The following is a 24,452-nucleotide window of genomic DNA, read 5'->3' as shown; positions in this document are numbered from 1 at the left end:
CGCCGGAACGGGCCGAGGGGACAGGAGAGAGCGTCTCCCTCTCCGTGAAACACCGACGACCGCGTCGCGGCACGCGCGATCATCCTGCTGTACTCGCGTGAGACACCGCACGTCGTGGAAAATCCCGGATGAGGGCTCGTGCCCATGTTCGGCGATGACCGGCTGGAGGACCGATGGACACTCAGGACAGCATTGACGTTCACATCACCAGGACCGGCACGCTCTGGCTCGCGACCGTGCACGGCGTGGCGGGCGGCATATCCGCACCGTCCCTCACGGAGCTGCACGGCGATATCGTCGCGGGGTTGCCCTTCCTGTTCTCCGACCATGATCGACCACCCGTCCCGGTGTTCCACCACACCCCGCCCGGCCTCGCCAAGGACGGCTGAACGCTCTCGCCGACCTCCAGCGAGGCCGACGCGATCACCGGCGATCACGCCGGAACAACCGAGCACGCGTCGGCCGGTCGCCGCGTGAAGCGCCATGGCAGGTCTCACGTGATGGGGAAGTCGAACTCCCCGTCCTTGACGCCCCCGATGAACGCCTCCCACTCCGCGCGGGTATAGACGATCACCTCGCCGTCAGGGTGACGACTGTGCCGTACGGCGACCCGCCCACTCCCGTCACCCAGCGGCCCGGCCTCGACGCAGTTCCCGCCACCGTTCTCACTCCGCGTGCTGATACGCCAGGCGACACCGGTCGGCCCATCAGGGCCGATCGCCTTGGTCTCTTCCATCGCGTTCACCTCGACAACTCCTCTGCCGTCGCGGAGATCAGCTCGGCCGACTCTTCACATGTGAGGGCGAGTTTCCGCAATTCATCGTATATCCGCACCAAGCGATGAGTATCTGGCGATTCGATATAGACAGCCCCCTTCGGGGTGTCCGCGTAGGCGACCTCGGGAAAAGGATCCTCCACCTTGAGAATCCGGAACGCACCGGTCGGGCTAGCATGCGCTCCGGCACTGAAGGGGAGGACACGAACCTCGATGTTCGACTGGACGGCACATCCGGCCAGATGCCGGAGTTGCGTTGCCATGCATCCCGCGCTACCGACCTGGCGCCGAAGCACACCCTCGTCAATGATCGCCGACAGTCGTGGCGGAGCATCACCGTTGAGAATCCCCTGACGGGCCATGCGAAGTTCGAGCCAGCGTGTTCTTTGTTCGACGTCCACGTCAAAATCGGCTGCAGCAATCACAGCACGCGCATAAGCCTCGGTCTGCAACAAACCCGGCAGCAATGTGGTATCAAATGTACGAATTTCCCTGGCCCTCGACTCCAACCAGACGTAGTCGATCAACCAGCCGACGACCTCACCGGCATAGCCGTCCCACCAGCCCTTCTGCCAGACCTCCTGGCTCAACTTCAGCAGTGCCTCACGCCGATGGCCGTCCGCAACGCCGTACAAGTCGAGAAGTGCGAACAGATCCGGTCTCCGAATGGGATATCCGCCGGACTCGAAGCGACTGACGGTACCCGGATCACGTTGCAGATACTCGGCCACATCCTTGAGGAGAAGATCATTGGCCTCCCTCAGGTCTCGAAGCTGCTGACCAAGCCACTGGGAACGCAACGTGATCCACTTTGGAGCGGCCATGTCCATCCCTTCCGAGACGGTCACGCAAATCCAGGCGCGACACAATCGATGAGGCCAGACAACTTGTCGAGCCCCTACAATTGTGCCACCATACCGAAAGTAATCGAGCCATCACAAGGAGTACACAAAGGCGACAGTTGCCAGCCCATCATGAGTTATGGGGACACCAACATCAGTATGTAGAAAGGTCGGGGCGGGCTTCGCTTGGAGGCCACGCCCACCCCGACCACAGCGGCCGGAAAGGAAACACCCGAGATGGAGCACTTCAACGGTTCCGACCACCCGACTGTCTACCACGGCGCATACCCTCCAGAAGTGGCGAACGGAAGCGACAGCAATGTCTTTCACGAGCACGCGGGTCTCACCAAAGAGGATGTAAGGGCGCTGGCCGGTGGTCTGCCTCGCGTGTTCGCGCTGGTTCAGGAGTTCGGTGACCATGACGAAGAGGGTGTCGCGGAGGTGGTGGCGTACGGGCTGGCGCTGCCGGGTGGGGAGGCGGCCACCGTCGGCGTGACCGCCCGGGGGTTCGGCAGCTGGCGAAGCGCCGACAGCGCCGCGCATAGGCTTCGTTCCGACCTCGTCTGGCTCGGGGAGGCCGGCGGTTGATGGGCCGCGTCGTCGTACGGCGACGACCTGGCCGGACCGGCCGTCCGCCCGACGCCGGGCAGTGGAGACGGGCAGGACGAGATCCAAAAGGACACCCTCCGTTCACGCCGGGGGGTGGCCAAGGTCGCCCGGAGGATTTACGTTCCGGCTGATGACCATGTACCGGCCGACTCGGAGGCAAATGATGGATCGTCGAACGCTGTTACGCGCGACCGTCGTCGGGGTGGGAGGCGCGGCGTTCTCCGGAGCGCTGTGGGGAGAGGCGTTCGGCGCCGTCGCCCAGCCAGGTCCCAGCCCCTACGGCGGCCTGCTGCCCGTGGACGCGAACGGTGTCGAGCTCCCCGCGGGGTTCACCAGCCGCGTGATCGCCCGTTCCGGCAGGCGCGTCGCCGGGTACACCTGGCACCCGGCTCCGGACGGCGGGGCGTGCTTCCCCGACGGCAGCGGCTGGATCTACGTGTCCAACTCGGAGGTCCCCCTCATCGGCGGGGCCTCGGCCGTGCGCTTCGCCGCGGACGGCTCCATCACCTCGGCCTACCGCATCCTGTCCGGGAGCAACGTCAACTGCGCGGGCGGCGCCACGCCGTGGGGCACCTGGCTCTCGTGCGAGGAGGTCCCCCTGGGGCGGGTCTTCGAGACCTGGCCCGCCGGTGGGCGTTCCGCCGAGGCGCGCACCCGGATGGGCCGCTTCAAGCACGAGGCCGCCGCCTGCGACCCGGTGCGGCAGGTCGTCTACCTCACCGAGGACGAGAGCGACGGCTGCTTCTACCGGTTCCTGCCCGACACCTGGGGGGACCTGCGCACCGGCAGGCTCCAGGTGCTCTGTGCCCCGGCCGAGCAGGTGACCGGGCCGGTGACCTGGCAGGACATCCCCGACCGTGACGGCTTCCCGACCGCGACGCGCAAGCAGGTGTCGGCCGCCAAGCACTTCCAAGGCGGCGAGGGCTGCTGGTACGACCGCGGCGTCTGCTACTTCACCACCAAGGGCGACAACCGGGTCTGGGCGTACGACGCCACCGCCTCCAGCCTCGACCTGGCCTACGACGACTCGCTGGTGACCGGCGGGACGGCCCCGCTGACCGGGGTGGACAACATCACCGGCGCGCCCACCAGCCGCGACCTGTTCGTCGCCGAGGACGGCGGCAACATGGAGATCAACGTCATCACCGGCGAGGGGATCGTGGCGCCGTTCCTGCGGCTGCCCGGCCAGTCGTCCTCGGAGATCACCGGCCCGGCGTTCTCCCCTGACGGCTCGCGCCTGTACTTCTCCTCCCAGCGCGGCACCTCCGGGTCCACCGCAGGCACCGGCGGGATCACCTACGAGGTGACCGGGCCGTTCCGCACCCGGCCCTGACGTCCTGCCGCCGGCGCCCGGGCCCCCGGGCCGGGCGCCGGCGGCAGGGCTCACGGCGCCCGCGACGCCCGCGGAGCCCGCGGAGCCCGCGGAGCCCGTGACGCTCACGGCGCCCGCGACGCCCGCGATGCCCGTGACGCTCACGGCGCTTCGCGTACCGTCGCGCCGGACGCCGCGCGCACGGTCCCGCGCGCCGTCAGGAAGAGGGCGAGCGCGCCGAGGACGAGGAACACCTGGGCGACCAGGTTGGCGGTGGTCGCGACGTCGTGGAGCATCAGCAGCAGGAAGCCCAGGATCGAGTAGGTCAGCAGGGCGCCGCCCGCGCATGCGAGCCGGTGCGCCGCGCCCCAGTCCCGGCTCCGTGACCACCGGACGATCACGACCGCCGCCGCGGCGAGCAGCGCGACGCCCATGGGGACCCCCCACCAGTTCTCCGGCCGGGCGGCGAACACCGCGGACGCGACGAACACCGCCGCCCCGGCCTGCCACGGGGCCGGTGCCCACCGGGACACCGGCGGCCGGGGACGTCCCGCCAGGAACGCGGCGACGACCAGCAGGACCACCAGGACGGCGGCCGCGACCCGCTGCGGCGCCGACGCCATGAACCCGCTCTCGTCGTGGATGCCGCCGAAGATGAGCAGCGATCCCAGGACGAACACGACCCCGGTGACGGCCAGGCCGAACCTGCCCAGCCAGGGAACGGCGGCGCGACGGGGCACCAGGCTCTCGGCGAGGACGATCGGGACGCCGATGCTCCAGATCGCGTGCCCGGCGACGAAGCCGACGGCGTTGGTGCCGCTGATGCCCAGCGCCGGGACGAAGGTGGCGTGCGAGGCGTCGTCCTCGAACAGCGGGGCCGGGTTGAAGAGGGTCTGGTCGATCAGGCCCGCCTCCAGCAGGCCGTACGCGCACCCCAGCAGCAGGATCGTCGGCCAGCCGCGCCCGGTGCGCCGTGCCGTCTCGCGGACGAGGATCGCGCCGCCGCCGTACATCGGCGCGAGGAGGAGCAGACCCCACAGCTCGGAGGCGGGGACGTTGCCGAGCAGGTACTCGGCGACCAGCGGGGACAGCGGGAACAGCCCCAGGGCGGGGGCGATCCGCCGCATCGTCCCCTGCCCCCGCTTCGGGGCGAGGTGGGGGGCGGGAGACGGCCGGGACGGGTCGCCGGGAGCGTTCACGGTCACGAGGACGACGCTAGGCCGGGAGGGCTCCCGCCACATCAATCACAAGAACGGCTTACGACCAACTTTGGATGGATTCCAGCACAGTTGGACAATTAGAAAATCAACCCTCATATCACTCTTCTAGGATTGATACCGAGAAAGGTCTGGTAAATAGCGAAGAACCGGGAAAATATAAACAAGAACGTACGCGAGTCGGTCGCGACCTTTCCTGCGGGCCGGCCTCTCCGTGCGCAACGCCCTGGTCCGGACCGCGAGGACGCCGGCGTACGGGGTCCATGACCGCGCCTTCGACGGCATCCCGTTCTGGAGAGCACGATGGTCGATCTGGGTTTCACCGGGACGAGCAGACCCGCCAACGACTACCGCCTGCTGGGTGTCACCGACGGGGACACCCCCACCATCGCCATGGCGATCCGGATGGTGTCGATCGACACCCCGGAGAGCGCGTACGGCGGCAGCCCTCCCACCGCGCAGGCGGCCCTGGAGCGCGCCCGGGTCCGGCTGCTGGACGGCACCTACGACGCCCTGCCCGAGGATCTGCGCGCGTACCTGGCGTCCAGGATCACCCCCGACGCGGCCGCGCGGCACCAGGCCGCGGGCAAGGCGGCCGCGGCCGAGCACCAGGCGGCGGTGACCGCCCGGCTGACCCGCCCCGACGGCTCACAGCGCAAGCTGGCCGTGATCGCCACCGGGGAGCTCATCGAGGGCAACGGCCGCCTGCTGGCCTACACCGCGCCCTGGTTCACCGGCACCGCCGCCGACCCGCTGCCGCCGCGCGGCGACCCCCGGCGGCGCACCTTCAACCTCGACATGATCGCCTCCGGCTGGGCGGCAACCTTCCTCATCTACCCCTCCCTCCCCTCGACCGCCGACCTGAACCTGCTGCTGGCCGAGGCGGAGGCGGCCTGGGCCGAGCGGCGCGGGGCGTGGGCGCGGTTCGGCGAGGACCTGCTGCTGGGGTACGAGTACCGGGCCTGCGTCAAGCTCGGCTCCGGCGACCTGCGCGACGGCCCGGACGCGGCGATCCGGCAGGCGTTCCAGCGGGTGTGCGTGGACCTGGGGACCATGCGGGAGACCGGCCCGTACGGCTACCACCGGGTGCCGCCCGCCCGCCGCCTGTGGATCTGGGAGACCGACCTGGAACGGGCCCGCCGCGACCTCCCCGTCGTCGCCGAGCCCGCCCCCTGAGCCCGCCCCCTGAGCCCGCCCCCTGAGCTCGCCGCCGCCTCAGGGGGCGTCGTCCGGGACCTGCCCGGCGTGGTGGTCGAGCAGCCGGCCGAGCAGCGTGACCAGTTGCCGGCGCTCGCCGGCCGAGAGCGGGGCGAGCAGGTCCTCCTGCACCCCGTCGAGCACCCGGTCCATCCGATGCAGCCGCTGCCGGCCCGCCTCGGTGATCGTCACCGTGTTGCGCCTGCGGTCGGCGGGGTCGGGGGCACGCTCAACGAGCCCCCGACCCGCCAGCTCGTTGACCGCGTTCACGACGTCGCTGCGGTCGACGCTGCACCTGCGTCCCAGCGTGGCCTGGCTCATCGGCCCGAACTCCTGCAGGGCGGCCAGCAGACGGTAGTGGTACCCGCGCGCGTCGGTCTCGGCGAATCCCGCGAACACCAGCCGCCGCGCGTGCACGGCCAGCTGGGTGATCAGCCAGCTCGGCTTGGAGGACAGGCGGCTCGGAGGCGACTCCATGAACGGTCACCCTAACAGGATCGTTGGCAGGACCCACAGTCCTCGTCACCGTCGGCCGCACCGGCCGGGTTCCAGGACCACGCCGGTCGGTGACCGATGCGCGGGCGTGAGTTCACCCGCGCCGAGGTCACCCCGGCCTGGTTCCGGGGCACCCGACGTCCGCGCGTACGATCTCACGTCATGGTGAAAGGAACGATTCCCTCCGGCGACGCCTCCGGGGCCGCGCGGCAGACCTTCCGCGTCGCCACCGCCGAGGACGTCCCGGCCCTGGTCTCCCTGATCGAGTCGGCGTACCGGGGCGAGTCGAGCCGGGCCGGCTGGACGACCGAGGCGGATCTGCTGGAAGGGCAGCGGACCGACGCCGAGGCCGTGGCGGACGTGCTGCGGGAGCCGGGCGGCCTCATGCTCCTCGCGGAGTCCGGCGACGAGACGGTCGCCTGCTGCCAGCTGGAACGCCGGGAGGAACACGCCTACTTCGGGATGTTCGCCGTACGTCCCACCCTGCAGGGCGGCGGCCTCGGCAGGACGCTCCTGGAGCGGGCCGAACGGCTCGCCCGCGACGAGTGGGGCGTGACCGAGATGCGGATGACGGTGATCTCGGCCCGCGAGGAGCTCCTGGCCTGGTACGTGCGCCGCGGCTACACCCGCACCGGCGAGAGGTCGGCGTTCCCGTACGGCGACGAGCGCTTCGGCGTGCCGACCCGCGAGGACCTGGAGTTCGAACTGCTGGTCAAAAGGCTCGCCTGAACAGCACGCCGGGCGAACGGGCGGGACGGGGCGGAAGGGGCGGCGGGCCGTGCTCCAGGGACGGCCCCCGCGGCGGTAGCGTGATCCGGATGAGCGAGACCTTCATCGAACCCGCCGAGTGGTTCGCGACCCTGCCCAGCGTGTTCGTCTCGGCCAGCATGCTGCTCACCGACGCCGACGACCGGGTGCTGCTGGTCAAGCCCAACTACCGGCCCGGCTGGAACTTCCCCGGGGGGATCGCCGAGGAGGGCGAGGCCCCCCACGACTGCGCCGCGCGCGAGATCGCCGAGGAGCTCGGCGTGTCCGTCGAGCCGGGCGGGCTCCTCGTGGTCCACTGGTCGCCGCCGCTGCAGGAGCGCCCCCGGCCGCTGGTCAACTTCCTGTTCGACGGCGGCGTCCTGGCCGATCCCTCCCGGATACGGCTCCAGGTCGAGGAGCTGGACGACATGGCGTTCCTGCCCTGGGACGAGGCCGTCGCGCTCCTGCCGTCGAGCCTCTCCGCACGCCTGGGCGCGGCGCGTCTCGCCCGCGCGGAGGGGCGGCCCCACTACCTGCCGGGAGGCCCCGCCGAGACCGCCGAATGACGAGGACGAAGATCCATGATTCCGGCGAACCGTTGACCTGGTGATTCGCGGCGGCAAACGGGTAGGGCTGCGGTATGACCGAACTACCCCCAGACCGCGAGGGTCTGAGCGACGAGCAGGCGATCGAGGTCGCGGAGTGGACCGACGACCGCGGGATCAACCACGAGATCGTCGAGCACGACGACGAGCACCGCGACACCCTTGACGAGCGCCTCCGGCGGGAGGCGCCGGACCACGAAAGGCCCCCGCGCGACGACTTCCGCCTGGTGGCGCCCGACGAGGGCGCGAGCCCGGACGAGACGTCCGAGGAGTACGCCACGGACGTGGGCCCGGACGACGACGATCTTTCCGCCGAGGAGCGTGCCGTCCACATCGAGCCCGACATCGAGTACCGGGACGTCTGATCCCGCGCTGAACCGATCGTTCCCCCGGACGTCCCCGGGCCCCGCCTCACCGCCGGGTCCCGGGGGCGTCCCGTGTCCGGGGCCCTCCGCCCCGGGAGGTTCGGCGTCCCAGGACGGGCTCCCACGGCACAGAGGTCCCGTGCCCCAGGAAGCCGCCCGCCCCGCACGGCGCTCCCGGGCGAACCGCACGGAACACCCCGGAGCGTTGACAGACATCTGTTGGAAACATAAACTCCCGGTGTCGGGAAAGCGCTTTCCGGAGCATCCGCCCGGAGGTGTCCCCTCGTCACGAGGTGGTGGTGCAATGGTCGCCCTCTGATCCGAACCTCCCTTTCCCGAGCGCGGTGACCGTCCCCGCCTCGCGTCCCGCGACGCCGCGGGCTCACCTTCCGGGCGACCGGCCCCGGTGGGCGAGCACGGCCTCGCGACCGGACCTCCCCCGCCGTTCCCGGCGCGCCCGCCGTCTCCGTACCCCCCGAGACCCCGCGCGACCTCCCGGGATCACCGCCGGCACGCCGGCGAGCCGCCCCTCGCGGCCCCCGTACTCCTCTCCCGGCATGACGCCGCCGCCTGACCGCATGCCGCCGCGACCGCGGCGTGCAGAGAGCAGAGAACACATGTCTCTCCCCACCACTTCTCCCCCGCAGGCACCGCCCGGGCCGTCCCCGGCCGCCGTCCCCTTCGCCACCCTCGCGCACGGCCCGCGCGCGGCGCTCGTCCTCGGCGCGATCGCCCTGCTGATCGCCGCGCTGACCGGTACCACCACCGCCACCGCGCAGAGCGAGGCCCGCGTCGCGGATCCTGTGAACGCCATGGTCGGCTTCGCCACCGTCAACGCCCTCGGCCAGAACGGCACCACCGGCGGCGCCGGAGGACCCACGGTCACCGCGACCACGACCGCGCAGTTCCTCGACCACATCTCCCGCCCGGGGCCGTACGTCATCCGGGTGAGCGGGCGGATCACCCTGCCCAAGGGCTCCAGCGACGGCATGCACAACGTCACCTCGGACAAGACGATCATCGGGGTCGGCGCGAACGCCGCGCTGGTCGGCGGCGGGCTGAACATCGGCCTGCCGGTCAGCGACTCCGTCACCTCTCCCCCGGCGAACGCCGTGCACAACATCATCGTCCGCAACATCGCGTTCTCCGGCGCCACCGACGACATGATCAACGTGCAGATGTTCAGCCACCACGTCTGGATCGACCACAACGACTTCTCCGACGGTGACGACGGCGCGGTCGACATCAAGCGCGGCTCCGACTTCGTGACCGTCTCGTGGAACAGGTTCCACGACCACGACAAGACGCTGCTGCTCTCCCACGACGAGGACGCCGGCCCGCAGGACATCGGCCGCCTTCACGTCACCTACCACCACAACTTCTTCGACGCCTCCGACCAGCGCCACCCCCGAGTCCGCTTCGCCGACGTCGTGCACGTCTACAACAACTACTACCGCGACAACAGCTACGGCATCGCGTCCACCTACGACGCCGGCGTGCTGGTCGAGAACAACTACTTCCACAGCGTCAACAACCCGGGCCGGGTCGAGTTCAGCGGCGACCTCGGACGCCTCGTCGAGCGCGGCAACATCCTGGTCGACTGCAACCACGCCATCGAGACCCGGGGCACGGTGACCGAGCCGCGCACCTACTACTCCTACGCCCCGGATCCGGCGTCCGCGGTACCGACCATCGTGCCCGCCGGTGCCGGCGTCGGGAAGATCTGATGGAGACGAAAATGATCACTGACGACCTCGCCCGTCCCGCCGCAAGGCGCCGTCACCGCACCGTCGCCGCGGCGGCCCTCCTGGTCGCCGCGCTCGCGGGCGCGGGCGGCGCGGCCCACGCCGACATCTCCGGATCGGACCGGGCCTCGGGGTCCGGCGCGGCGGGCGCCGCCGGAGCCCTCTCGGCGGCCTGCACCGGATCGCCCCAGGGCTTCGCGTCGGTCGACGCCTCGGGCCAGAACGGCACCACCGGCGGCGCCGGAGGCCCCGTCGTCACCGTGACCACGGCCGCCGCCCTGAAGGACTACGTCGGCCGGGCGGGAGCGTACGTCATCCAGGTCTCCGGCCGGATCCAGGTCTCCGGCATGCTGACCGTGGTCGCGAACAAGAGCATCCTGGGCGTGGGCACGACCGCGGAGATCACCGGCGGCGGCCTCCAGCTCGGCTCGACCACCCGGCCGGGCAACAACGTCATCATCAGGAACATCCGGTTCAGCGGGGCGTCGGACGACTCGATCAGCGTCACCAACAAGGCCCACCACGTGTGGATCGACCACAACGACCTCTCCGACGGCTACGACGGCCTGCTCGACATCAAGCGCGAGTCGGACTTCGTCACGGTCTCGTGGAACCACTTCCACGACCACAGCAAGTCGGCGCTGCTGGGCCACTCCGACGGCTACACGGCCGACATCGGCAAGCTCCGCGTGACCTACCACCACAACTTCTTCGACGGCACCGACCAGCGCCACCCCCGGGTGCGCTTCGCCGAGCCGGTCCACGTCCTCAACAACTACTACCGGAACAACGCGCTGTACGGCGTCGCGTCCACCGAGAACGCCGGCCTGCTCGTCGAGGGCAACTACTTCCAGAACGTCGCCCACCCGATCTACGTCGGCTACGACAAGAGCGGGCCCGGCCGGGTGGTCGAGCGCAACAACCTCTACGTCGGCTCCGGCACCCCGCAGACGGCCGGCACGGTCGTCGAGCCGCGCACGTACTACTCCTACACCGTCGACGACCCCGCGACCGTCCCGGCGAAGGTGTCCGCCGGCGCGGGCGTCGGAAAGATCGGCTGCTGACGGGCCGGGCCGCCGCCCTCCGGAACCCCCCGCCCCCGCCCCGGCGGCCGGCGGCCCCTCGCCCGCCCTCCCCCCACACCCCCACCTCCCCGTACGCCTTACGCTCCCCGCCTCCGAAAGGCAGACGCCATGTCCCAGCCCCCCACCGGCCCCCTCTCCCGGCGCGCGGCTCTGCGCGCCGTCGCGGCCGGCGCCGTCCTGGCCGCCGCCCTCTCCTCCGTTCCGGCCGGCGCGAGCGCCACCTCCGCGGCCGCCCCCACGGCCGCCGGTTCCGCCATGGCGGCGGCGCCGATCGGCTTCGCGTCGGTCAACGCCCTCGGCCAGAACGGCACCACCGGCGGCGCCGGAGGCCGTACGGTCACCGTGACCGACGCCGACTCGTTCCTGGAGTACATCGACAGCAAGGAAACCCTGATCATCCGGGTGGCGGGCACCATCGAGATCTCCAGCAAGCAGGGGGTGCGGCCCAACAAGACCATCATCGGGGTGGGCACCTCAGGCCACATCACCGGCGGCGGCCTGGACTTCTACCGCTCGTACAACGTGATCGTGCGCAACATCCGCTTCACCGACGCCGAGGACGACGCCGTCAACGTCGGGCAGCAGTCGCACCACATCTGGATCGACCACAACACCTTCTCCGGCGCGGTCGACGGCTCGATCGACGTGGTGCGCGGCGCCGACTACGTCACCGTGTCGTGGAACCACTTCGACCACGCCGACAAGAGCATGCTGATCAGCCACTCCGACGGCGCCTCCGGCACCGACGTCGGCCACCTCAAGGTGACGATCCACCACAACTTCTTCGACAACAGCCGCCAGCGCCACCCGCGCATCCGCTTCGGCGAGCCGGTGCACGTCCTCAACAACTACTTCCTCGGCAACGAGCTGTACGGCGTCGCCTCCACCGAGAACGCCGGCGTGGTCGTGGAGGGCAACTACTTCCAGGACGTGCCGCACCCGCTGTACTCGGCGAGCGGCTACGCCGACAGCGGGCCGGGCCGGGCGGTGCAGCGCAACAACATCTTCGTGAACTCCGGGACGCCCGAGACGGCGGGAACGGTCGTCGAGCCGCGCACCTTCTACGCGTACACGGTCGACGCGCCGTCCGGCGTCCCGGCGTCGGTGCGCTCGGGCGCCGGCATCGGCGCCCAGTGGAGCACCCTGTAACCGCCGGCACGGCCCTGAGGTGACACCCCGCAGCCGTCGGCGCGGCCCTCAGGTGAGGATCGCGACCAGGGCGTGCAGGTCGTCGACGATGTGATCCGCGCCGCCCGCCCCGCAGGCCCCGGGGCGGGCGGCGTGCAGGTGTCCCCACGGCCCCCTGCGGATCAGCGCGGTCCGCATGCCCGCCGCGCGGGCCGGCAGGACGTCGTTGTCCAGCCGGTCGCCCACGTAGAGGATCTCGCCGGGCTCGCGCCCGGACACCTCGGCGACGCGGGCGAAGAACTCCGGGGCGGGCTTGGAGACGCCCCAGCCGTCGGAGGTGTGGATCGCGTCGACCGGCAGGTCCATCGCCAGCAGCGCGTCACGTGCCTGCGGCGGCTGGTTTCCGGCGATGATCAGCTGGTGGCCGAGGCCGCGCAGCGCGGCGAGCGCGGGGCGGACGTCCGGGTAGAGGTCCTCGGCGTCGAAGTTCACCCGCAGGCCGCCGGGGTCGTCGCGCTTCCACGCCTCCTGCTCGGCCTCGACGTCGAACCCCGGCCGCAGCAGCCGGAAGGCCTCCTCGAACGACCGGTCGAGCGCGGCCATGCCGCCCAGCACGCCGAGCATGGTGAACCGGGTGACGCCCAGCCTGTCGGCCCAGCGCGACCAGATGCGCGTCTCGTCGATCAGCGTCTCGCCCACGTCGAACACCAGCGCCCGGACCACGATCTTCCCCCTCCGCTCGGGCCCACGATCGTATACGCCCGTATCCCCTCTGCCCTCCCGCCCCCGCGTGGAATACTCAGGGTGCATGTTCGGACACGAAGGGATACAGGTCGATGGTGATGACAGCGCCTCAGCGATCCACCCAGCGCACCGCGCCCCAGCCGCCCGCTCAGCCGGAGGCGTCGGAGGACCGTCCACCGCCTCGCACGCCGAGGGAGCTCTTCGAGTCCCTTCCCCCTGCCCTGCGCCTTCGCGCCGAGATCATCGACGGGAACCTCATCGTGAGCCCATCCGGCATTCCACAGCACGGCCGAATCGCCATGCGTCTCGCCTTCGCCCTGCAACCCGCCCTGGAGAAGCAGGGCTGGGAGAGCTTCGCGGGAAACGTCGACATCTGCATCGAGGGTCCGCGCGACACGATGATCCCCGACTACTGCGTGGTCCCCGTGAACGCCCCCCTCTGGGGTGATCGCGAGATCCTCTCCTCGGGGCTCGTCCTGGTCGCGGAGATCGTCTCGCCCGGGAGCATGGAGATGGACCGCGCCGTCAAGCCCAGGATCTACGCGGGCTGCGGGGTCCCGATCATGATGATCGTCGATCCGGTCGCCTCCCCGCCGATGGTCACGGTCCTCAGCGACCCCGAGGAGGGCACCTACCGGACCACCACCCACACGCAGATGGGCAAGCCGCTCCGGATCCCCTCCCCCGTCGACTTCGACCTCGACACCTCGATCTTCCTCTGACCTCCGCCCCCGCCGCCCCGGCCCCCCTCCGCCCCCGGCGGCGCCGGTTCGCACGTCTCCCGCGCGGGACTCAGAGCTTCTCCATCGCCTTGCGGATGCGCTTGTCGGAGATCGAGTACGGGGTGCCGAGGGTCTGGGCGAAGTAGCTGACCCGCAGTTCCTCGATCATCCAGCGGATCTGGCGGACGTCGTCGTCGCCGCGGCGGGCGGGCGGAAGCTTCTCGACCAGCTCGTGGTAGTCGTCCTCGACGTCGTGGACCCTGTCCATCCGTTCCCGGTCGCGGAACGCGTCGTCGTGCACCTTCTCCAGCCGCCGCTCGGCCCCCTTGAGGTAGCGCAGCAGGTCGGGCAGGCGCGCGTAGCCGGTCTCGGTGACGAATCCCGGATAGACCAGGCCCGCCACCTGCTCGCGGATGTCCTCGACGGCGGGGGTGGAGCGGGAGGCGGGCAGCAGCGTGGAGACGGTGTGCCAGACCTTGAGGATGCTCTCGACCCTGGCGACCACCTCGGCCGAGGTGTCGTACAGCTCGGCGCGGACCTTGTCGTGCAGGGCGGCGTAGGCCGCCTTGTCCCAGACCGGGCCGCCGTACTCGCTCATGAGGCGGTCGGCGGCGCAGGTGACGCAGTCGTCGAACAGGGCGGCGGCCCCGGAGTGGGGGCTGCGGCTCAGCGCGAGCTTGGACTGGTTGCCGAGGGACCCCAGGATGCTCTTGGCCGGTGAGGGGATGTTCAGCAGCAGCATCCTGCGGGTGCCCACCCACATGGCGCGGCGCTGCTCGGCCTCGGTCTCGAACATCCGCACGGCCACGGTGGCGCCCTCGTCGGCGAGCGCGGGGTAGGCCTTCATCCTGCCCTGCTCGAACGTCCTGGGCAGCGCGTCCATGGCCCAGCCGGTCAGGCCGGATCTCTCCAGGCCGTCGGCGGCCCGGGAGAGGGTCTGGCGGAGCTTGGGGGCGAGCCGCCGCTTGAGGTCGGCCAGGTCCTTGCTCTCGGCCAGGTTCTTCTTGCGGCCGTCGACCACCCGGAAGGTGATCTTGAGGTGGTCGGGGACCAGGTCGGGCTGCCAGGCCTCGCGCGGCACCTGGATGCCGGTGAGGTTCAGCAGCTCGCGTTCCAGCACCGCGAGCAGCGGCTCCCTGGTGGGTTCGGCGCGGGTCAGGACCTGCTTGGCGTAGTTGGGGGCGGGCACGAAGTTGCGCCGGATCTGCTTGGGCAGGCTCCGGATCAGCGCGGTGAGCAGTTCCTCGCGCAGCCCGGGGATCTGCCAGTCGAAGCCCTCGACGTTGACCTGGTTGAGCAGCGCGAGCGGGATGTGCGCGGTGACGCCGTCGGCGTCGGTGCCGGGCTCGAACTGGTAGGTGAGGGGGAAGCGCAGGCCGCCCTGGCGCCAGACGTCGGGGTAGTCGCGCTTGCTGACGTCGCCGGCCGCCTCGCTGATCAGCATCGACTTCTCGAAGCTCAGCAGGTCGGGCTGTTCGGTCCTGGTCCTCTTCCACCAGGAGTCGAAGTGGCGCCCGGAGACGACGTCGGCGGGGACGCGCTGGTCGTAGAAGTCGAAGAGCGTCTCGTCGTCGACGAGGATGTCGCGGCGCCGGGCCCGCTCCTCCAGCTCCTCGACCTCTTCGAGCAGCGTGCGGTTCTCGGCGAAGAACGCGTGGTGGGTCTCCCAGTCGCCCTCGACCAGGGCGTGCCGGATGAACAGCTCCCGGCTCAGCTCGGGGTCGATACGACCATAGTTGATCTTGCGCTGGGCGATGATCGGCACCCCGTACAGGGTGACCTTCTCGTACGCCATCACCGAGCCCTGCTTCTTCTCCCAGTGCGGCTCGGAGTAGGTGCGTTTGATCAGGTGCTGGGCGAGCGGCTCGACCCATTCCGGTTCGATCTTGGCGTTGACGCGGGCCCAGAGCCGGGAGGTCTCCACCAGCTCGGCGGACATCACCCACAGCGGCTGTTTCTTGGCGAGCGCCGAGCCGGGGAAGATGGCGAACCGGGCGTTGCGGGCGCCGATGTACTCCGTCATCGGCCTGCGCGGCTCGTTCGGCGGGCGGCGCCCGCCCCCGGCGTCGGCGGTCTTCTTGTCGATGTCCTTGACGCCGACGTGCGAGAGCAGCCCCGACAGCAGGGACATGTGGATCTTCTGCTCGTCGCCGGGCGTCGTCCCGGGCAGGACGCCGAGGGACTTGGCGGTCTGGCGGAGCTGGCCGAAGACGTCCTGCCACTCGCGGACGCGCATGTAGTTGAGGAACTCGGCCTTGCACAGACGCCGGAACGCGCTGGAGGAGAGCTCCCTCTGCTGCTCCTGGACGTACTCCCAGAGGTTGAGGTAGGAGACGAAGTCCGACTCCTTGTCGGCGAAGCGGCGGTGGTGCTCGTCGGCGACCTGCTGCTTGTCGGCCGGGCGTTCCCGGGGGTCCTGGATCGACAGGGCGGCGGCGATGACCATGACCTCGCGGACGCAGCCGTTGCGGTCGGCCTCCAGCACCATCCTGGCCAGGCGCGGGTCCACCGGCAGCCCGGCCAGCTTGCGGCCCAGCGGCGTCATCTGCCTGGCCTGGTCGAAGGCGCCCAGCTCCAGCAGCAGGTCGTAGCCGTCCCTGACCTGACGCTGGTCGGGCGGCTCCACGAACGGGAAGGCCGCGATGTCGCCCAGGCCGATCGAGGTCATCTGCAGGATGACCGAGGCGAGGTTGGTGCGCAGGATCTCCGGGTCGGTGAACTCCGGCCGGGTGAGGAAGTCGTCCTCCTCGTACAGCCGGATGCAGACGCCCTCGGAGACGCGGCCGCAGCGGCCCTTGCGCTGGTTGGCCGAGGCCTGGGAGATCGCCTCGATGGGCAGGCGCTGGACCTTGGTGCGGTGGCTGTAGCGGGAGATGCGGGCGAACCCGGGGTCGACGACGTACTTGATGCCGGGCACGGTCAGCGAGGTCTCGGCCACGTTGGTGGCCAGCACGACCCGGCGGCCGGTGTGGCGCTGGAAGACCCGGTGCTGCTCGCCGGCCGACAGCCGCGCGTACAGCGGCAGGATCTCGGCGTCCTTGCGTTTGGACAGCGCCTCGGCGGTGTCGCGGATCTCCCGCTCGCCGCTGAGGAAGACCAGGATGTCGCCGGGTCCCTCGGCGCAGAGCTCGTCGACGGCGTTGCCGATCGCCTGGATCTGGTCGTCGTCCTCGGCGACCGGCCGGTAGCGCACCTCCACGGGGTAGGTGCGGCCGGAGACCTCGATGATCGGGGCGTCGCCGAAGTGCTTGGAGAAGCGCTCGGGGTCGATGGTGGCCGAGGTGATGACGATCTTCAGGTCGGGGCGGCGCGGCAGGAGCTGCTTGAGGTAGCCCAGGATGAAGTCGATGTTGAGGCTGCGCTCGTGCGCCTCGTCGACGATCAGCGTGTCGTACTGGTCGAGGTCGCGGTCGTGCTGCAGCTCGGCCAGCAGGATGCCGTCCGTCATGACCTTGACCAGGGTGCCCTCGCTCACCTGGTCGGTGAAGCGCACCTTGTAGCCGACGGCCTCGCCGAGCGGGGTGTCGAGCTCCTCGGCGACGCGCTCGGCCACGGTACGGGCGGCGATGCGGCGGGGCTGGGTGTGCCCGATGAGGCCCCTGACGCCCCGGCCCAGCTCCAGGCAGATCTTCGGCAGCTGGGTGGTCTTGCCGGAACCGGTCTCACCGGCGACGATCACGACCTGGTTGTCGCGGATCGCCTCCAGGATGTCGTCGCGGCGCTTGCTGACGGGCAGCGCCTCGGGATAGGTGATGGCGGGGACGCCGTCGCGGCGGCGGGCGACGCGTTGCTCGGCCCGCTCGATGTCGGAGGTGATCTCCGCGGCGATCTTCTGCTGCGCGGCACGGTTCCTGACCTTGCGCGCGCCGTCGAGCCTGCGGCGCAGGCGCCGCTGGTCACGGAGCGTGAGCTCGGGCAGGCGCGCGTGCAGCTCGGAGAGCGGAGATGTCAAAGGAGGCGTTCCCATACTGAGACCCAGGATACTTTCGGCCCGCGAGTGAAGACTCCCCCGTGCCCCGCGAGGGCGCACGGGCCGAGGATCCGCACCCGGGCCGGAGCCCGCGAACGGGCCCGACCGTCCATGCTGCCCGAGTCGCCGCGCCGGCGCATCCGGATATCCGGCGGCCGTGCGACGACCGGACGGCGACCCGGCGACCCGGCGACCCGGCGACCGTGCGACGACCGGGCGGCGGAGCCCGGGAGCGCCGTGCGGCGGGTGGCGGGCACAGGGAGAGGCCCCGCCCTCCCCGGGTGGGGGAGGGCGGGGCCTCGGGTTGCGGGGTTCTCACCCCGTTCCCGGGCCCCCGTGGGGGGTGGGGCCCGGGATCAGCCGACTACGGGAGCGCCGGGTAGGCGTTCTGCAGGAGCTGACGGAACTGGGCGGAGAACCACTGGCCGGCGATGGGAGCGTCCGGCAGGGCGCCGCTCGGGTTGTTGCCGTTGCGGGGGTTACCGCCGTAGGTCGGGTCGCACATCCGGTCGAAGCCCTTGCCCTCGTTGTTCGGGATCTCCTTGCTGGCACCGTCGGACTCACCCGGAGGCTTGATCCAGACGTAGGCGTCCAGACCGGCGGCGGGGCTGGCCTGCGGGCGCTCGCCCAGGCCGGCACCGCTCTGGTTGCACCAGTTGCCGGCGTGGATCCGGCGGTCGATGCGCGACTCGTTGACGAAGGTGTCCAGCACGTTGGAGGTGCTGGGAGCGGCCGGGCGGCCCGCGCCTCCCCAGCCGTTGCGGGAGGTGTCGATCAGCATGCCGATGTTGGAGTTGAAGCCCTTCTGGATCAGCAGGTTCCTGAACGCCTGGGCGAAGCCGAGCTCGTCGACGTAGAAGTTCCAGTCGACCCACTTGGACTGGCGGATGGTCTGGCCGCCGACGGTGGTGTTGATGGTGAAGTGCGGCTCACGCAGCGCCGAGTAGTTGGAGGTGTTGGTGATGAAGCCGTCCACGCTGCTGTAGCCCGCGGCGGTGCCGGCGACGGTGGTCGCGAACAGGTCGGCGGACGGGCCCATGTTGGAGTCCCAGCCCAGCCAGCCGTGGTGACCGGCGTCGATGTAGGTGTAGACGTTCTTGATCGCGTGCAGCTTGTCGAGGGCGTAGCGGACGCCGTTGACGTAGGCGCCGCTGTCCTTGGCCTCCTGGCACTTGGCCAGGTCGAGGTTGGTGACCAGGTTCGGCAGGGAGTCGATCTCGACGACCGTGGAGATCCGCAGGCCCGCGTACTTCGACTCGCCCATGACCGCGGCGATCGGGTCGATGTACTCGGTCTTGTACCTGTTCAGACCGTTCTGGGAGATGATCAGCTCACCGTTGGAGGCGAGCGCCGAGCAGTCACGGTTGGGCAGGTTGTAGATGACGAACTGGATCGTCAGCGGCTTGCTGCCGTTGGCCGCGTCCTGCTCCACGGCCTCGTCCAGGTGGGCGCGCAGGCCCATGACCGAGGAGGAGCCGGCGATCGCGGCGATGCGGTCCAGCCAGATGGCGGTGGAGACGTTGGCGATCGCGTCGCCACCGGGCTCGGCGGCGGCCTTGGAGGACCAGTCCGGGTTCACGTAGCCGTCGGCGCCGGCGTAGGGGTTGTCGACGTGGACCGGGTTGGGGTTGGTGCCGTCGTCGTCGGCCTCGGTCGCGGTGACGGAGGCGGCGGTGTGACCGCTGGCGGTCGCCGCGATGGTGGCGGTGCCGTTGGCCTGGTCGGCGTCCTGGGCGGCCGAGACGGTCACGTTCTGCGCCGTGTTCCAGTTGGCCGTGGTGAACGACAGCGTGGAGGGCGAGATGGTGAGGTCGGCGTCACCGGTCTTGGCCAGGGCGACCGAGACGTTGCCGGTCGGCGCCTGGCTGAGCTTGAAGCCGACGGTCCTGGAGCTTCCCTCGGGAACGCTGACCGAGGTCGCGGAGGCGACGATCGACGGGGTCGGGTTGCCGCCGCCGACGGTGAAGGGCACCGCGGAGGTCTCGGTGGACAGCGCCGGGGAGGCGTTGTCGTAGGCCTTGGCCTTGGCGGTGTGCGCACCGGAGGCCAGGCCGGTCGCGGAGTAGGAGTACGGCGCGGTGGTGTCGGTGTTGACCAGCGTGCCGTCGACGTAGAACTCGACCTTGCTGACCGAGCCGTCGTCGCTCGCGGTCGCCGCGAGCGGCACGGCGGCGCCCGACTGGTAGGAGGCGCCCGAGGCCGGGCTGGTCAGCGCGACCGTGGGGGGCTGGTTGGTGGGGTTGCCCCCGCCACAGGTGACGCCGTTGACCGTGAAGGCCGTGGGCTTGGGGTTGCTCCCGGTGGAGATTCCGTTGAAGCCCATGCTGGTGGAGGCGCCGGTGGCGAGAGAGCCGTTCCAGGCGAGGTTCTTCGCGGTGACCTGGGTGCCCGACTGAGCCCAGGTGGCCGACCAGCCCTGCTGGAGCGTCTGCCCGGCGGTGAAGGCGAAGCCGAGGGTCCAGCCGGTCAGCGGGTCACCGAGGTTCTTCAGGGTGACGTTGGCGGTGAATCCGCCCTGCCAGTCATTGGTCGTATACGCGACGTCGCAGGCGACTGCGGCGTGCGCGGTGGCGGCCTGCCCGGTGGCGAGGCCGGCGGCGGCCACCAACAGTGCCGCCGTGGTCGCCGCCCGATTACGCCAGGCGTGGCGACGCGAAGTTACTGTCATTCGGGATCATCTCCAGGACGAGGGTGGGAGCGCTCCCATAGTCCGGATGTTTCCGGCGTGTGTACAGGGTGTTGCGTGCCCGGGGACGTCCGGAGACGACCTTCCTTGCCCCTGACCTCACCGAACACGTTTCGGAACAGATGAAAGTTTCAGAGCCGCCTCCGGTACGGGTCCCCGCCGGTGCGTCCGCGCCCCAGGCGGAACGGTCCTGCCGAGCCAGGATCGCCACCTCCCCGGGCCCGGATCGCCGCCCTCCCGGACCACGGATCGCCGCCCGCTCGGCCTCGAACCGCCGCCTCACGGGACCCCGGATCGCCGCCTTCCCGGCCTCGGCCCGCCGCATCCCCGGGCCCCGGGCCGCCGCCGCCTCCCTCGATCGCGAACCGCCGTCTCCCCGGGGCCCGGGCCCGCCGCCGCTACGTCCCCGTCGCCGGTCGCGCGGCCGCCTCCGTCGCGGCCATCGCCGCGCCCACGATGCCGGCCTCGTTCTGGAGGCCCGCCGGGACGATCGGGGTGCGGATCTTGATGTGCGGCAGGAACTTCTCCGCCTTCTTGCTGACCCCCCCGCCGATGATGAACAGCGACGGGGAGAACAGCATCTCGACGTGTTCGAGGTACTCCTGGACCTTCTCGGCCCACTCCTCCCAGTCGAGGTCGTGCGACTCGCGGGCGTGGTCGGAGGCGCGCTTCTCGGCCTCCTTGCCCCTGATCTCCAGGTGACCCAGCTCGGTGTTGGGCACCAGGTGGCCGTCCATCAGCAGGGCGCTGCCGATCCCGGTCCCGAAGGTCAGGAGCATCACCACCCCGGGCCTGTCCTTGGCCGCGCCCGCCGCCACCTCGGCCAGACCGGCCGCGTCGGCGTCGTTGAGCACGGTCGTGGTCTGCCCGGTGACCCGCGAGAACAGCTCCTGCGCGTCCGTGCCGATCCAGGCCTTGTCCACGTTGGCGGCCGATCTGGCGACCCCGTCGACCACGATCCCGGGGAAGGTCACCCCCACGGGCCCCTTCCATTCGAAGTGCTCGACGATCTTCGCCACCACCTCGGCCACCGCCTCGGGCTCGGCGGGGTCGGGTGTGGGGATGCGCAGCCGTTCCCGCGTCAGCCGCCCCTTGGCGACGTCCACCGGCGCGCCCTTGATACCCGATCCGCCGATGTCGATTCCCAGCGCTTCCATGTGCACCTCCTGACCGGTCCTCCTTCCCCCTGACGGTCGGCTGATGCCCGTCAGGGACGAGCGGTGGGGCCGGACGGCGAACGGCGTACGACCGCGTGCGACACCGGCGACGGCGGCCGGGCGGGCCGGGGCTCCGCGTCACCCACCGGAACGCCGGTGGGTCCCCGCCGTACGGGAGCGCCGAATTCCCTCGCCGCGAGGCGGGCCCCCGCCCCGCGCGGGGGGACGGCCCGGCGCCGTCGCGGCGCGGCGCCTGCGGCGCATCACCAGGACGGCGGCGGCGGCCGGCAGCGTCACCAGGCCCGCGATCAGCCCGGCCAGGGTGAGGAGGTCCCGGTCGGGCTCGACCGGGAGGCCCTGGCCCTCGTCGGGGAAGGTGAAGGTCGCGGTGACCGTCTTCTTCACCATGCCGCTCATCAGGGTCAGCTTCCCCTTCCAGGGGCCGTTCGGCAGCCGGCGGTCCAGCGTCACCGCCACCGGGGCGGCGGAGCCGGGCACCAGCGTGACCCCCCGGTCCGCGGCGAAGGGCCCGGCCTGCAGGCCACCGGGCCCCTCCGAGAGCCACAGCGTGCCGCTCATGTCCAGGGTCCGCCCGCCCGTGTTGCGGACCAGGGCCGCCAGTCGCGGGGCGCCGTCCGGGGCGCGGGCGGGGGTGAGGTTCTCGATCCGGAAGTTCGACGGCGGCTCGCCGCCGCGCCCGATGTCGAGGTAGACGCGGATGCCGACCCGGTTGACGATGCGCACGGGCCGGGACGGGTCCAGCCGGGTGCCGACCTGCGCCCAGACGACGCCGTAGCGTTCACCGCGCGACGCCGTCTCCGGCACCTCGATCGTGACCTTGGCCGTCCCCGTCCCTCCCGGGGGCAGGTCGAGCGCGGAGCGGTTCAGGGACGTCCAGCCGGTCAGCTCGTTCTCGGCGCGGCCGGGCGGCATGTGGAACCTGTCGCGCACGACGTCGGCGGCGGCCGGGTACAGCTCGACGTGCCGGGCCTCGGAGGAGGTGTTGGAGATCTCCAGCCGGCGTTCGATCGTGGTGCCGGGACGCAGATGGTCGACGATGTACGACAGCGCCCGGGGGTCGTCGTGGCGGCTGACCGGCGCCTCCAGCAGGCGGATGCCGATCGTGCCGCGGGGGGTGTCGTCGGCGGCCCCGCTCGCGCAGGCCCTGCCGCCGTGGACGCCCGAGAAGAGGGCGATCAGCAGCAGCGGCGGCGCGAGCGGGGCCGCGAGACGGTCACGCCACCGAATGTGTCACCGTTCCGGTGTAGTCGCCGAGCTGGGCCGTGATCGGGATGTTCACGATCAGGGTCGGGTTCCACGTCGCCGTGCTGCCGCCGGTGCCTCCGGTGTGGCCGAAGGCCACGAGCGGGGTGGCGATCAGGTTGAGCGGGTCGGCGGCGAGGGCGTTGAGCTGCCCGGGGACGAAGGTGCCGCCGCCGGTGGTGGCGGTCTCCGGCCCCGACCAGTAGTCGATCGCGGTGGGAGGGATCGTCAGCGCGGTGTCGATGAAGTTCGTCGCGTACACCGACGCCGTCCACTCCGACGTGGCGCCGCCGCGGGTGTCGGAGACGGAGACCGGGCCGATCTGCCCGGTGAGCGTGCCGCCGGGAGGCGCCGAGCCCAGGTCGATCGGGCCCGCCGGCGCCACGATGTCCAGCGAGCCCGCCTCGACGGCGAACGTGACGATGGTCTCGTCCGTCGGCGCGGCCACGGCGGGCGCCGCCAGCAGGAACATGAACGTGCCCGCGCTCGCCGAGACGAGCACTGTGAGTCTTCTGCGCATGGTCTTCCCTCGAACGTCCGGATGCGTCGTCGAGGGGAGGAACAGAGATCACTCCCTGCCCGCAGCGATCACTTTAGGGCACAGGATATTACCGACGGTGACGATGGAGGTAAAACATCAGTCAGGAGACATAAACCGACCATCTCCCTTTTGACGGTGAATCGTCCGCGGGAAGAGGGAGTGCACGAAAGATCGATCAGACAAAGAGAGACCAGAAGCTGAAAAATAAGGGGAATCAGCCGCAAAAACGCGCCGATGATCCGCTAGCGCTTCACCGGCCCGGTGGAGGCCCTGACCACCAGCTCCGGCTCGAAGAGCAGCTCGTCCGCCGGGACCAGTGCCTTGTCGATCTGGGCGGCGAGCAGGTCGACGACCGCGCGGCCCATCGCGTCGATCGGCTGGCGCAGCGTCGTCAGCGGCGGGTCGGTGCAGTTCATCAGCGCGGAGTCGTCGTACCCGATCACCGAGACGTCGTCGGGCACCGAGAGCCCCGCCCTGCGGGCCGCCCTGATCGCGCCCAGGGCCATCACGTCGCTGGCGCAGATGACACCGGTGACCCCCTTGCGGATCAGCCGCGCGGCCGCCGCGTGCCCTCCCTCCAGGGAGAACATGGTGTGCTCGACGAACTCCGGGTCGAGCCCGGCCGCGTCCAGCTTGCGCCGGGAGGGCACGTGGTCGGGAGGCCCGAGCACCATGCCGATCCGTTCGTGACCCAGCGACCGCAGGTGGCCGAGCGCCATCTCCGCGGCGGCCACGTCGTCGCAGGAGACCTGCGGGAACGCCAGGTGCGCCACCGCGGCGTTCACCAGCACGGTCGGCAGGCGCCGCTCCCTGAGCAGCTCGTAGTGCTCGTGGGAGGCGTCGGCCTGGGCGAACAGGCCCCCGGCGAAGACCACGCCGGACACCTGCTGCTGGAGCAGCAGGTCGACGTACTCGGCCTCGGAGACGCCGCCCAGGGTCCTGGTGCACAGCACCGAGGTGAACCCCTGCTGGGCCAGCGCCCCGCCGACCACCTCGGCGAACGCCGGGAAGATGGGGTTCTGCAGCTCGGGCAGCACGAGCCCGACCAGCCGCGCCCTGTCCCCCCGCAACTGCGTCGGCCGCTCGTAGCCGAGCACGTCGAGGGCGGTCAGCACCGCCTCGCGGGTCGCCTCGGAGACCCCGGGCTTCCCGTTGAGCACGCGACTGACCGTCGCCTCGCTCATCCCGACCTTCTTGGCCACTTCTGCAAGCCGTCGCGTCATGATGAAACTATAAGGCAAAAGAAG

General features: G+C 70.8%; 22 protein-coding genes. 11 read left to right on the top strand and 11 right to left on the bottom strand.

The window, feature by feature from the left end:
* The first annotated feature begins 173 nt into the window (after positions 1-173).
* Positions 174-389, top strand: a complete 216-nt coding sequence (locus ACLQ2R_RS14060; protein ID WP_425959917.1) for a hypothetical protein — start codon at positions 174-176, stop codon at positions 387-389.
* 104 nt (positions 390-493) lie between these two features.
* Here the strand turns inward: ACLQ2R_RS14060 and ACLQ2R_RS14055 are convergent, their stop codons facing one another.
* Both ACLQ2R_RS14055 and ACLQ2R_RS14050 read right to left on the bottom strand, forming a co-directional pair.
* Positions 494-736, bottom strand: coding sequence for a DUF397 domain-containing protein (locus ACLQ2R_RS14055; protein ID WP_425960047.1), 243 nt, complete (start codon positions 734-736; stop codon positions 494-496).
* A 5-nt stretch (positions 737-741) separates the two neighbouring features.
* Complete coding sequence (locus tag ACLQ2R_RS14050; protein WP_425959916.1) at positions 742-1,623, bottom strand: helix-turn-helix domain-containing protein; 882 nt, start codon at positions 1,621-1,623, stop codon at positions 742-744.
* 231 nt (positions 1,624-1,854) lie between these two features.
* On the opposite strand from ACLQ2R_RS14050, the gene ACLQ2R_RS14045 reads away from it, so the two are divergent.
* Positions 1,855-2,205, top strand: a complete 351-nt coding sequence (locus ACLQ2R_RS14045; RefSeq protein WP_425959915.1) for a hypothetical protein — start codon at positions 1,855-1,857, stop codon at positions 2,203-2,205.
* 181 nt (positions 2,206-2,386) lie between these two features.
* Entirely contained in the window at positions 2,387-3,559 is a 1,173-nt protein-coding gene (locus ACLQ2R_RS14040; RefSeq protein WP_425959914.1) for an alkaline phosphatase PhoX, read from the top strand.
* Between the two features lie 140 nt (positions 3,560-3,699).
* On the opposite strand, the gene ACLQ2R_RS14035 is transcribed toward ACLQ2R_RS14040, so the two are convergent.
* Entirely contained in the window at positions 3,700-4,743 is a 1,044-nt protein-coding gene (locus ACLQ2R_RS14035) for a hypothetical protein (protein ID WP_425959913.1), read from the bottom strand.
* 315 nt (positions 4,744-5,058) lie between these two features.
* Between ACLQ2R_RS14035 and ACLQ2R_RS14030 the strand changes: the two genes are divergently transcribed.
* Positions 5,059-5,931, top strand: coding sequence for a hypothetical protein (locus ACLQ2R_RS14030; protein ID WP_425959912.1), 873 nt, complete (start codon positions 5,059-5,061; stop codon positions 5,929-5,931).
* A 39-nt stretch (positions 5,932-5,970) separates the two neighbouring features.
* On the opposite strand, the gene ACLQ2R_RS14025 is transcribed toward ACLQ2R_RS14030, so the two are convergent.
* Entirely contained in the window at positions 5,971-6,429 is a 459-nt protein-coding gene (locus ACLQ2R_RS14025; RefSeq protein ID WP_425959911.1) for a MarR family winged helix-turn-helix transcriptional regulator, read from the bottom strand.
* 180 nt (positions 6,430-6,609) lie between these two features.
* Here ACLQ2R_RS14025 and ACLQ2R_RS14020 point away from each other — a divergent pair, with 180 nt between their 5' ends.
* From ACLQ2R_RS14020 to ACLQ2R_RS13995, 6 genes are all read left to right on the top strand, one after another.
* Positions 6,610-7,176 carry a GNAT family N-acetyltransferase gene (locus ACLQ2R_RS14020; RefSeq protein WP_425959910.1) on the top strand — a complete coding sequence of 189 codons (567 nt, stop codon included), beginning with the start codon at positions 6,610-6,612 and terminating at the stop codon, positions 7,174-7,176.
* Positions 7,177-7,265: 89 nt separating this feature from the next.
* Entirely contained in the window at positions 7,266-7,760 is a 495-nt protein-coding gene (locus ACLQ2R_RS14015) for an NUDIX domain-containing protein (RefSeq protein WP_425959909.1), read from the top strand.
* 74 nt (positions 7,761-7,834) lie between these two features.
* Positions 7,835-8,164, top strand: coding sequence for a DUF5709 domain-containing protein (locus ACLQ2R_RS14010; protein WP_425959908.1), 330 nt, complete (start codon positions 7,835-7,837; stop codon positions 8,162-8,164).
* Between the two features lie 617 nt (positions 8,165-8,781).
* Positions 8,782-9,891, top strand: coding sequence for a pectate lyase family protein (locus tag ACLQ2R_RS14005; RefSeq protein WP_425959907.1), 1,110 nt, complete (start codon positions 8,782-8,784; stop codon positions 9,889-9,891).
* Between the two features lie 11 nt (positions 9,892-9,902).
* Positions 9,903-10,973, top strand: a complete 1,071-nt coding sequence (locus tag ACLQ2R_RS14000) for a pectate lyase family protein (RefSeq protein ID WP_425959906.1) — start codon at positions 9,903-9,905, stop codon at positions 10,971-10,973.
* 129 nt (positions 10,974-11,102) lie between these two features.
* On the top strand, positions 11,103-12,143 hold the full coding sequence (locus tag ACLQ2R_RS13995; protein ID WP_425959905.1) for a pectate lyase family protein: 1,041 nt from the start codon (positions 11,103-11,105) through the stop codon (positions 12,141-12,143).
* A gap of 48 nt (positions 12,144-12,191) precedes the next feature.
* On the opposite strand, the gene ACLQ2R_RS13990 is transcribed toward ACLQ2R_RS13995, so the two are convergent.
* On the bottom strand, positions 12,192-12,845 hold the full coding sequence (locus ACLQ2R_RS13990; RefSeq protein WP_425959904.1) for an HAD family hydrolase: 654 nt from the start codon (positions 12,843-12,845) through the stop codon (positions 12,192-12,194).
* 119 nt (positions 12,846-12,964) lie between these two features.
* On the opposite strand from ACLQ2R_RS13990, the gene ACLQ2R_RS13985 reads away from it, so the two are divergent.
* Complete coding sequence (locus ACLQ2R_RS13985; RefSeq protein ID WP_425959903.1) at positions 12,965-13,588, top strand: Uma2 family endonuclease; 624 nt, start codon at positions 12,965-12,967, stop codon at positions 13,586-13,588.
* Between the two features lie 70 nt (positions 13,589-13,658).
* On the opposite strand, the gene hrpA is transcribed toward ACLQ2R_RS13985, so the two are convergent.
* The 6 genes from hrpA to ACLQ2R_RS13955 form a co-directional block, all read right to left on the bottom strand.
* Positions 13,659-17,555 (bottom strand): ATP-dependent RNA helicase HrpA, encoded by a 3,897-nt coding sequence (gene hrpA, locus ACLQ2R_RS13980; protein WP_425959902.1) that lies wholly within the window; start codon positions 17,553-17,555, stop codon positions 13,659-13,661.
* Between the two features lie 367 nt (positions 17,556-17,922).
* Complete coding sequence (locus ACLQ2R_RS13975) at positions 17,923-20,226, bottom strand: glycoside hydrolase family 6 protein (RefSeq protein ID WP_425959901.1); 2,304 nt, start codon at positions 20,224-20,226, stop codon at positions 17,923-17,925.
* A 416-nt stretch (positions 20,227-20,642) separates the two neighbouring features.
* Positions 20,643-21,401: a polyphosphate--glucose phosphotransferase gene (gene ppgK, locus ACLQ2R_RS13970; protein WP_425959900.1), complete on the bottom strand. Its 759-nt coding sequence runs from the start codon at positions 21,399-21,401 to the stop codon at positions 20,643-20,645.
* 138 nt (positions 21,402-21,539) lie between these two features.
* Entirely contained in the window at positions 21,540-22,352 is an 813-nt protein-coding gene (locus ACLQ2R_RS13965) for a hypothetical protein (RefSeq protein WP_425959899.1), read from the bottom strand.
* A gap of 283 nt (positions 22,353-22,635) precedes the next feature.
* The gene (locus tag ACLQ2R_RS13960; RefSeq protein WP_425959898.1) at positions 22,636-23,184 is read right to left on the bottom strand and encodes a hypothetical protein; all 549 of its coding nucleotides are present in this window, start codon (positions 23,182-23,184) and stop codon (positions 22,636-22,638) included.
* Positions 23,185-23,447: 263 nt separating this feature from the next.
* The gene (locus tag ACLQ2R_RS13955; protein ID WP_425959897.1) at positions 23,448-24,428 is read right to left on the bottom strand and encodes a LacI family DNA-binding transcriptional regulator; all 981 of its coding nucleotides are present in this window, start codon (positions 24,426-24,428) and stop codon (positions 23,448-23,450) included.
* Between the last annotated feature and the right edge of the window lie 24 nt (positions 24,429-24,452).

It is taken from the genome of Streptosporangium sp. DT93, from assembly GCF_049844535.1.
In the GTDB taxonomy this organism is placed as follows: Bacteria; Actinomycetota; Actinomycetes; order Streptosporangiales; family Streptosporangiaceae; genus Streptosporangium.
The sequence above is the reverse complement of the archived record's forward strand: the minus strand, read 5'-3'. Positions and strand labels throughout refer to the sequence as shown.

What these genes read in the sequence shown, in the direction of transcription:
- ACLQ2R_RS14030 (WP_425959912.1), top strand. Translation starts at nt 5,059, where the DNA reads ATGGTCGATCTGGGTTTCACCGGGACGAGCAGACCCGCCAACGACTAC.
- ACLQ2R_RS14025 (WP_425959911.1), bottom strand. Translation starts at nt 6,429, where the DNA reads ATGGAGTCGCCTCCGAGCCGCCTGTCCTCCAAGCCGAGCTGGCTGATC.
- ACLQ2R_RS14010 (WP_425959908.1), top strand. Translation starts at nt 7,835, where the DNA reads ATGACCGAACTACCCCCAGACCGCGAGGGTCTGAGCGACGAGCAGGCG.
- ACLQ2R_RS13955 (WP_425959897.1), bottom strand. Translation starts at nt 24,428, where the DNA reads ATGACGCGACGGCTTGCAGAAGTGGCCAAGAAGGTCGGGATGAGCGAG.
- ACLQ2R_RS13985 (WP_425959903.1), top strand. Translation starts at nt 12,965, where the DNA reads ATGACAGCGCCTCAGCGATCCACCCAGCGCACCGCGCCCCAGCCGCCC.
- ACLQ2R_RS14005 (WP_425959907.1), top strand. Translation starts at nt 8,782, where the DNA reads ATGTCTCTCCCCACCACTTCTCCCCCGCAGGCACCGCCCGGGCCGTCC.
- ppgK (WP_425959900.1), bottom strand. Translation starts at nt 21,401, where the DNA reads ATGGAAGCGCTGGGAATCGACATCGGCGGATCGGGTATCAAGGGCGCG.
- ACLQ2R_RS13975 (WP_425959901.1), bottom strand. Translation starts at nt 20,226, where the DNA reads ATGACAGTAACTTCGCGTCGCCACGCCTGGCGTAATCGGGCGGCGACC.
- hrpA (WP_425959902.1), bottom strand. Translation starts at nt 17,555, where the DNA reads ATGGGAACGCCTCCTTTGACATCTCCGCTCTCCGAGCTGCACGCGCGC.
- ACLQ2R_RS14020 (WP_425959910.1), top strand. Translation starts at nt 6,610, where the DNA reads ATGGTGAAAGGAACGATTCCCTCCGGCGACGCCTCCGGGGCCGCGCGG.
- ACLQ2R_RS13960 (WP_425959898.1), bottom strand. Translation starts at nt 23,184, where the DNA reads ATGCGCAGAAGACTCACAGTGCTCGTCTCGGCGAGCGCGGGCACGTTC.
- ACLQ2R_RS14055 (WP_425960047.1), bottom strand. Translation starts at nt 736, where the DNA reads ATGGAAGAGACCAAGGCGATCGGCCCTGATGGGCCGACCGGTGTCGCC.
- ACLQ2R_RS13995 (WP_425959905.1), top strand. Translation starts at nt 11,103, where the DNA reads ATGTCCCAGCCCCCCACCGGCCCCCTCTCCCGGCGCGCGGCTCTGCGC.
- ACLQ2R_RS14060 (WP_425959917.1), top strand. Translation starts at nt 174, where the DNA reads ATGGACACTCAGGACAGCATTGACGTTCACATCACCAGGACCGGCACG.
- ACLQ2R_RS14040 (WP_425959914.1), top strand. Translation starts at nt 2,387, where the DNA reads ATGATGGATCGTCGAACGCTGTTACGCGCGACCGTCGTCGGGGTGGGA.
- ACLQ2R_RS14045 (WP_425959915.1), top strand. Translation starts at nt 1,855, where the DNA reads ATGGAGCACTTCAACGGTTCCGACCACCCGACTGTCTACCACGGCGCA.
- ACLQ2R_RS14000 (WP_425959906.1), top strand. Translation starts at nt 9,903, where the DNA reads ATGATCACTGACGACCTCGCCCGTCCCGCCGCAAGGCGCCGTCACCGC.
- ACLQ2R_RS14015 (WP_425959909.1), top strand. Translation starts at nt 7,266, where the DNA reads ATGAGCGAGACCTTCATCGAACCCGCCGAGTGGTTCGCGACCCTGCCC.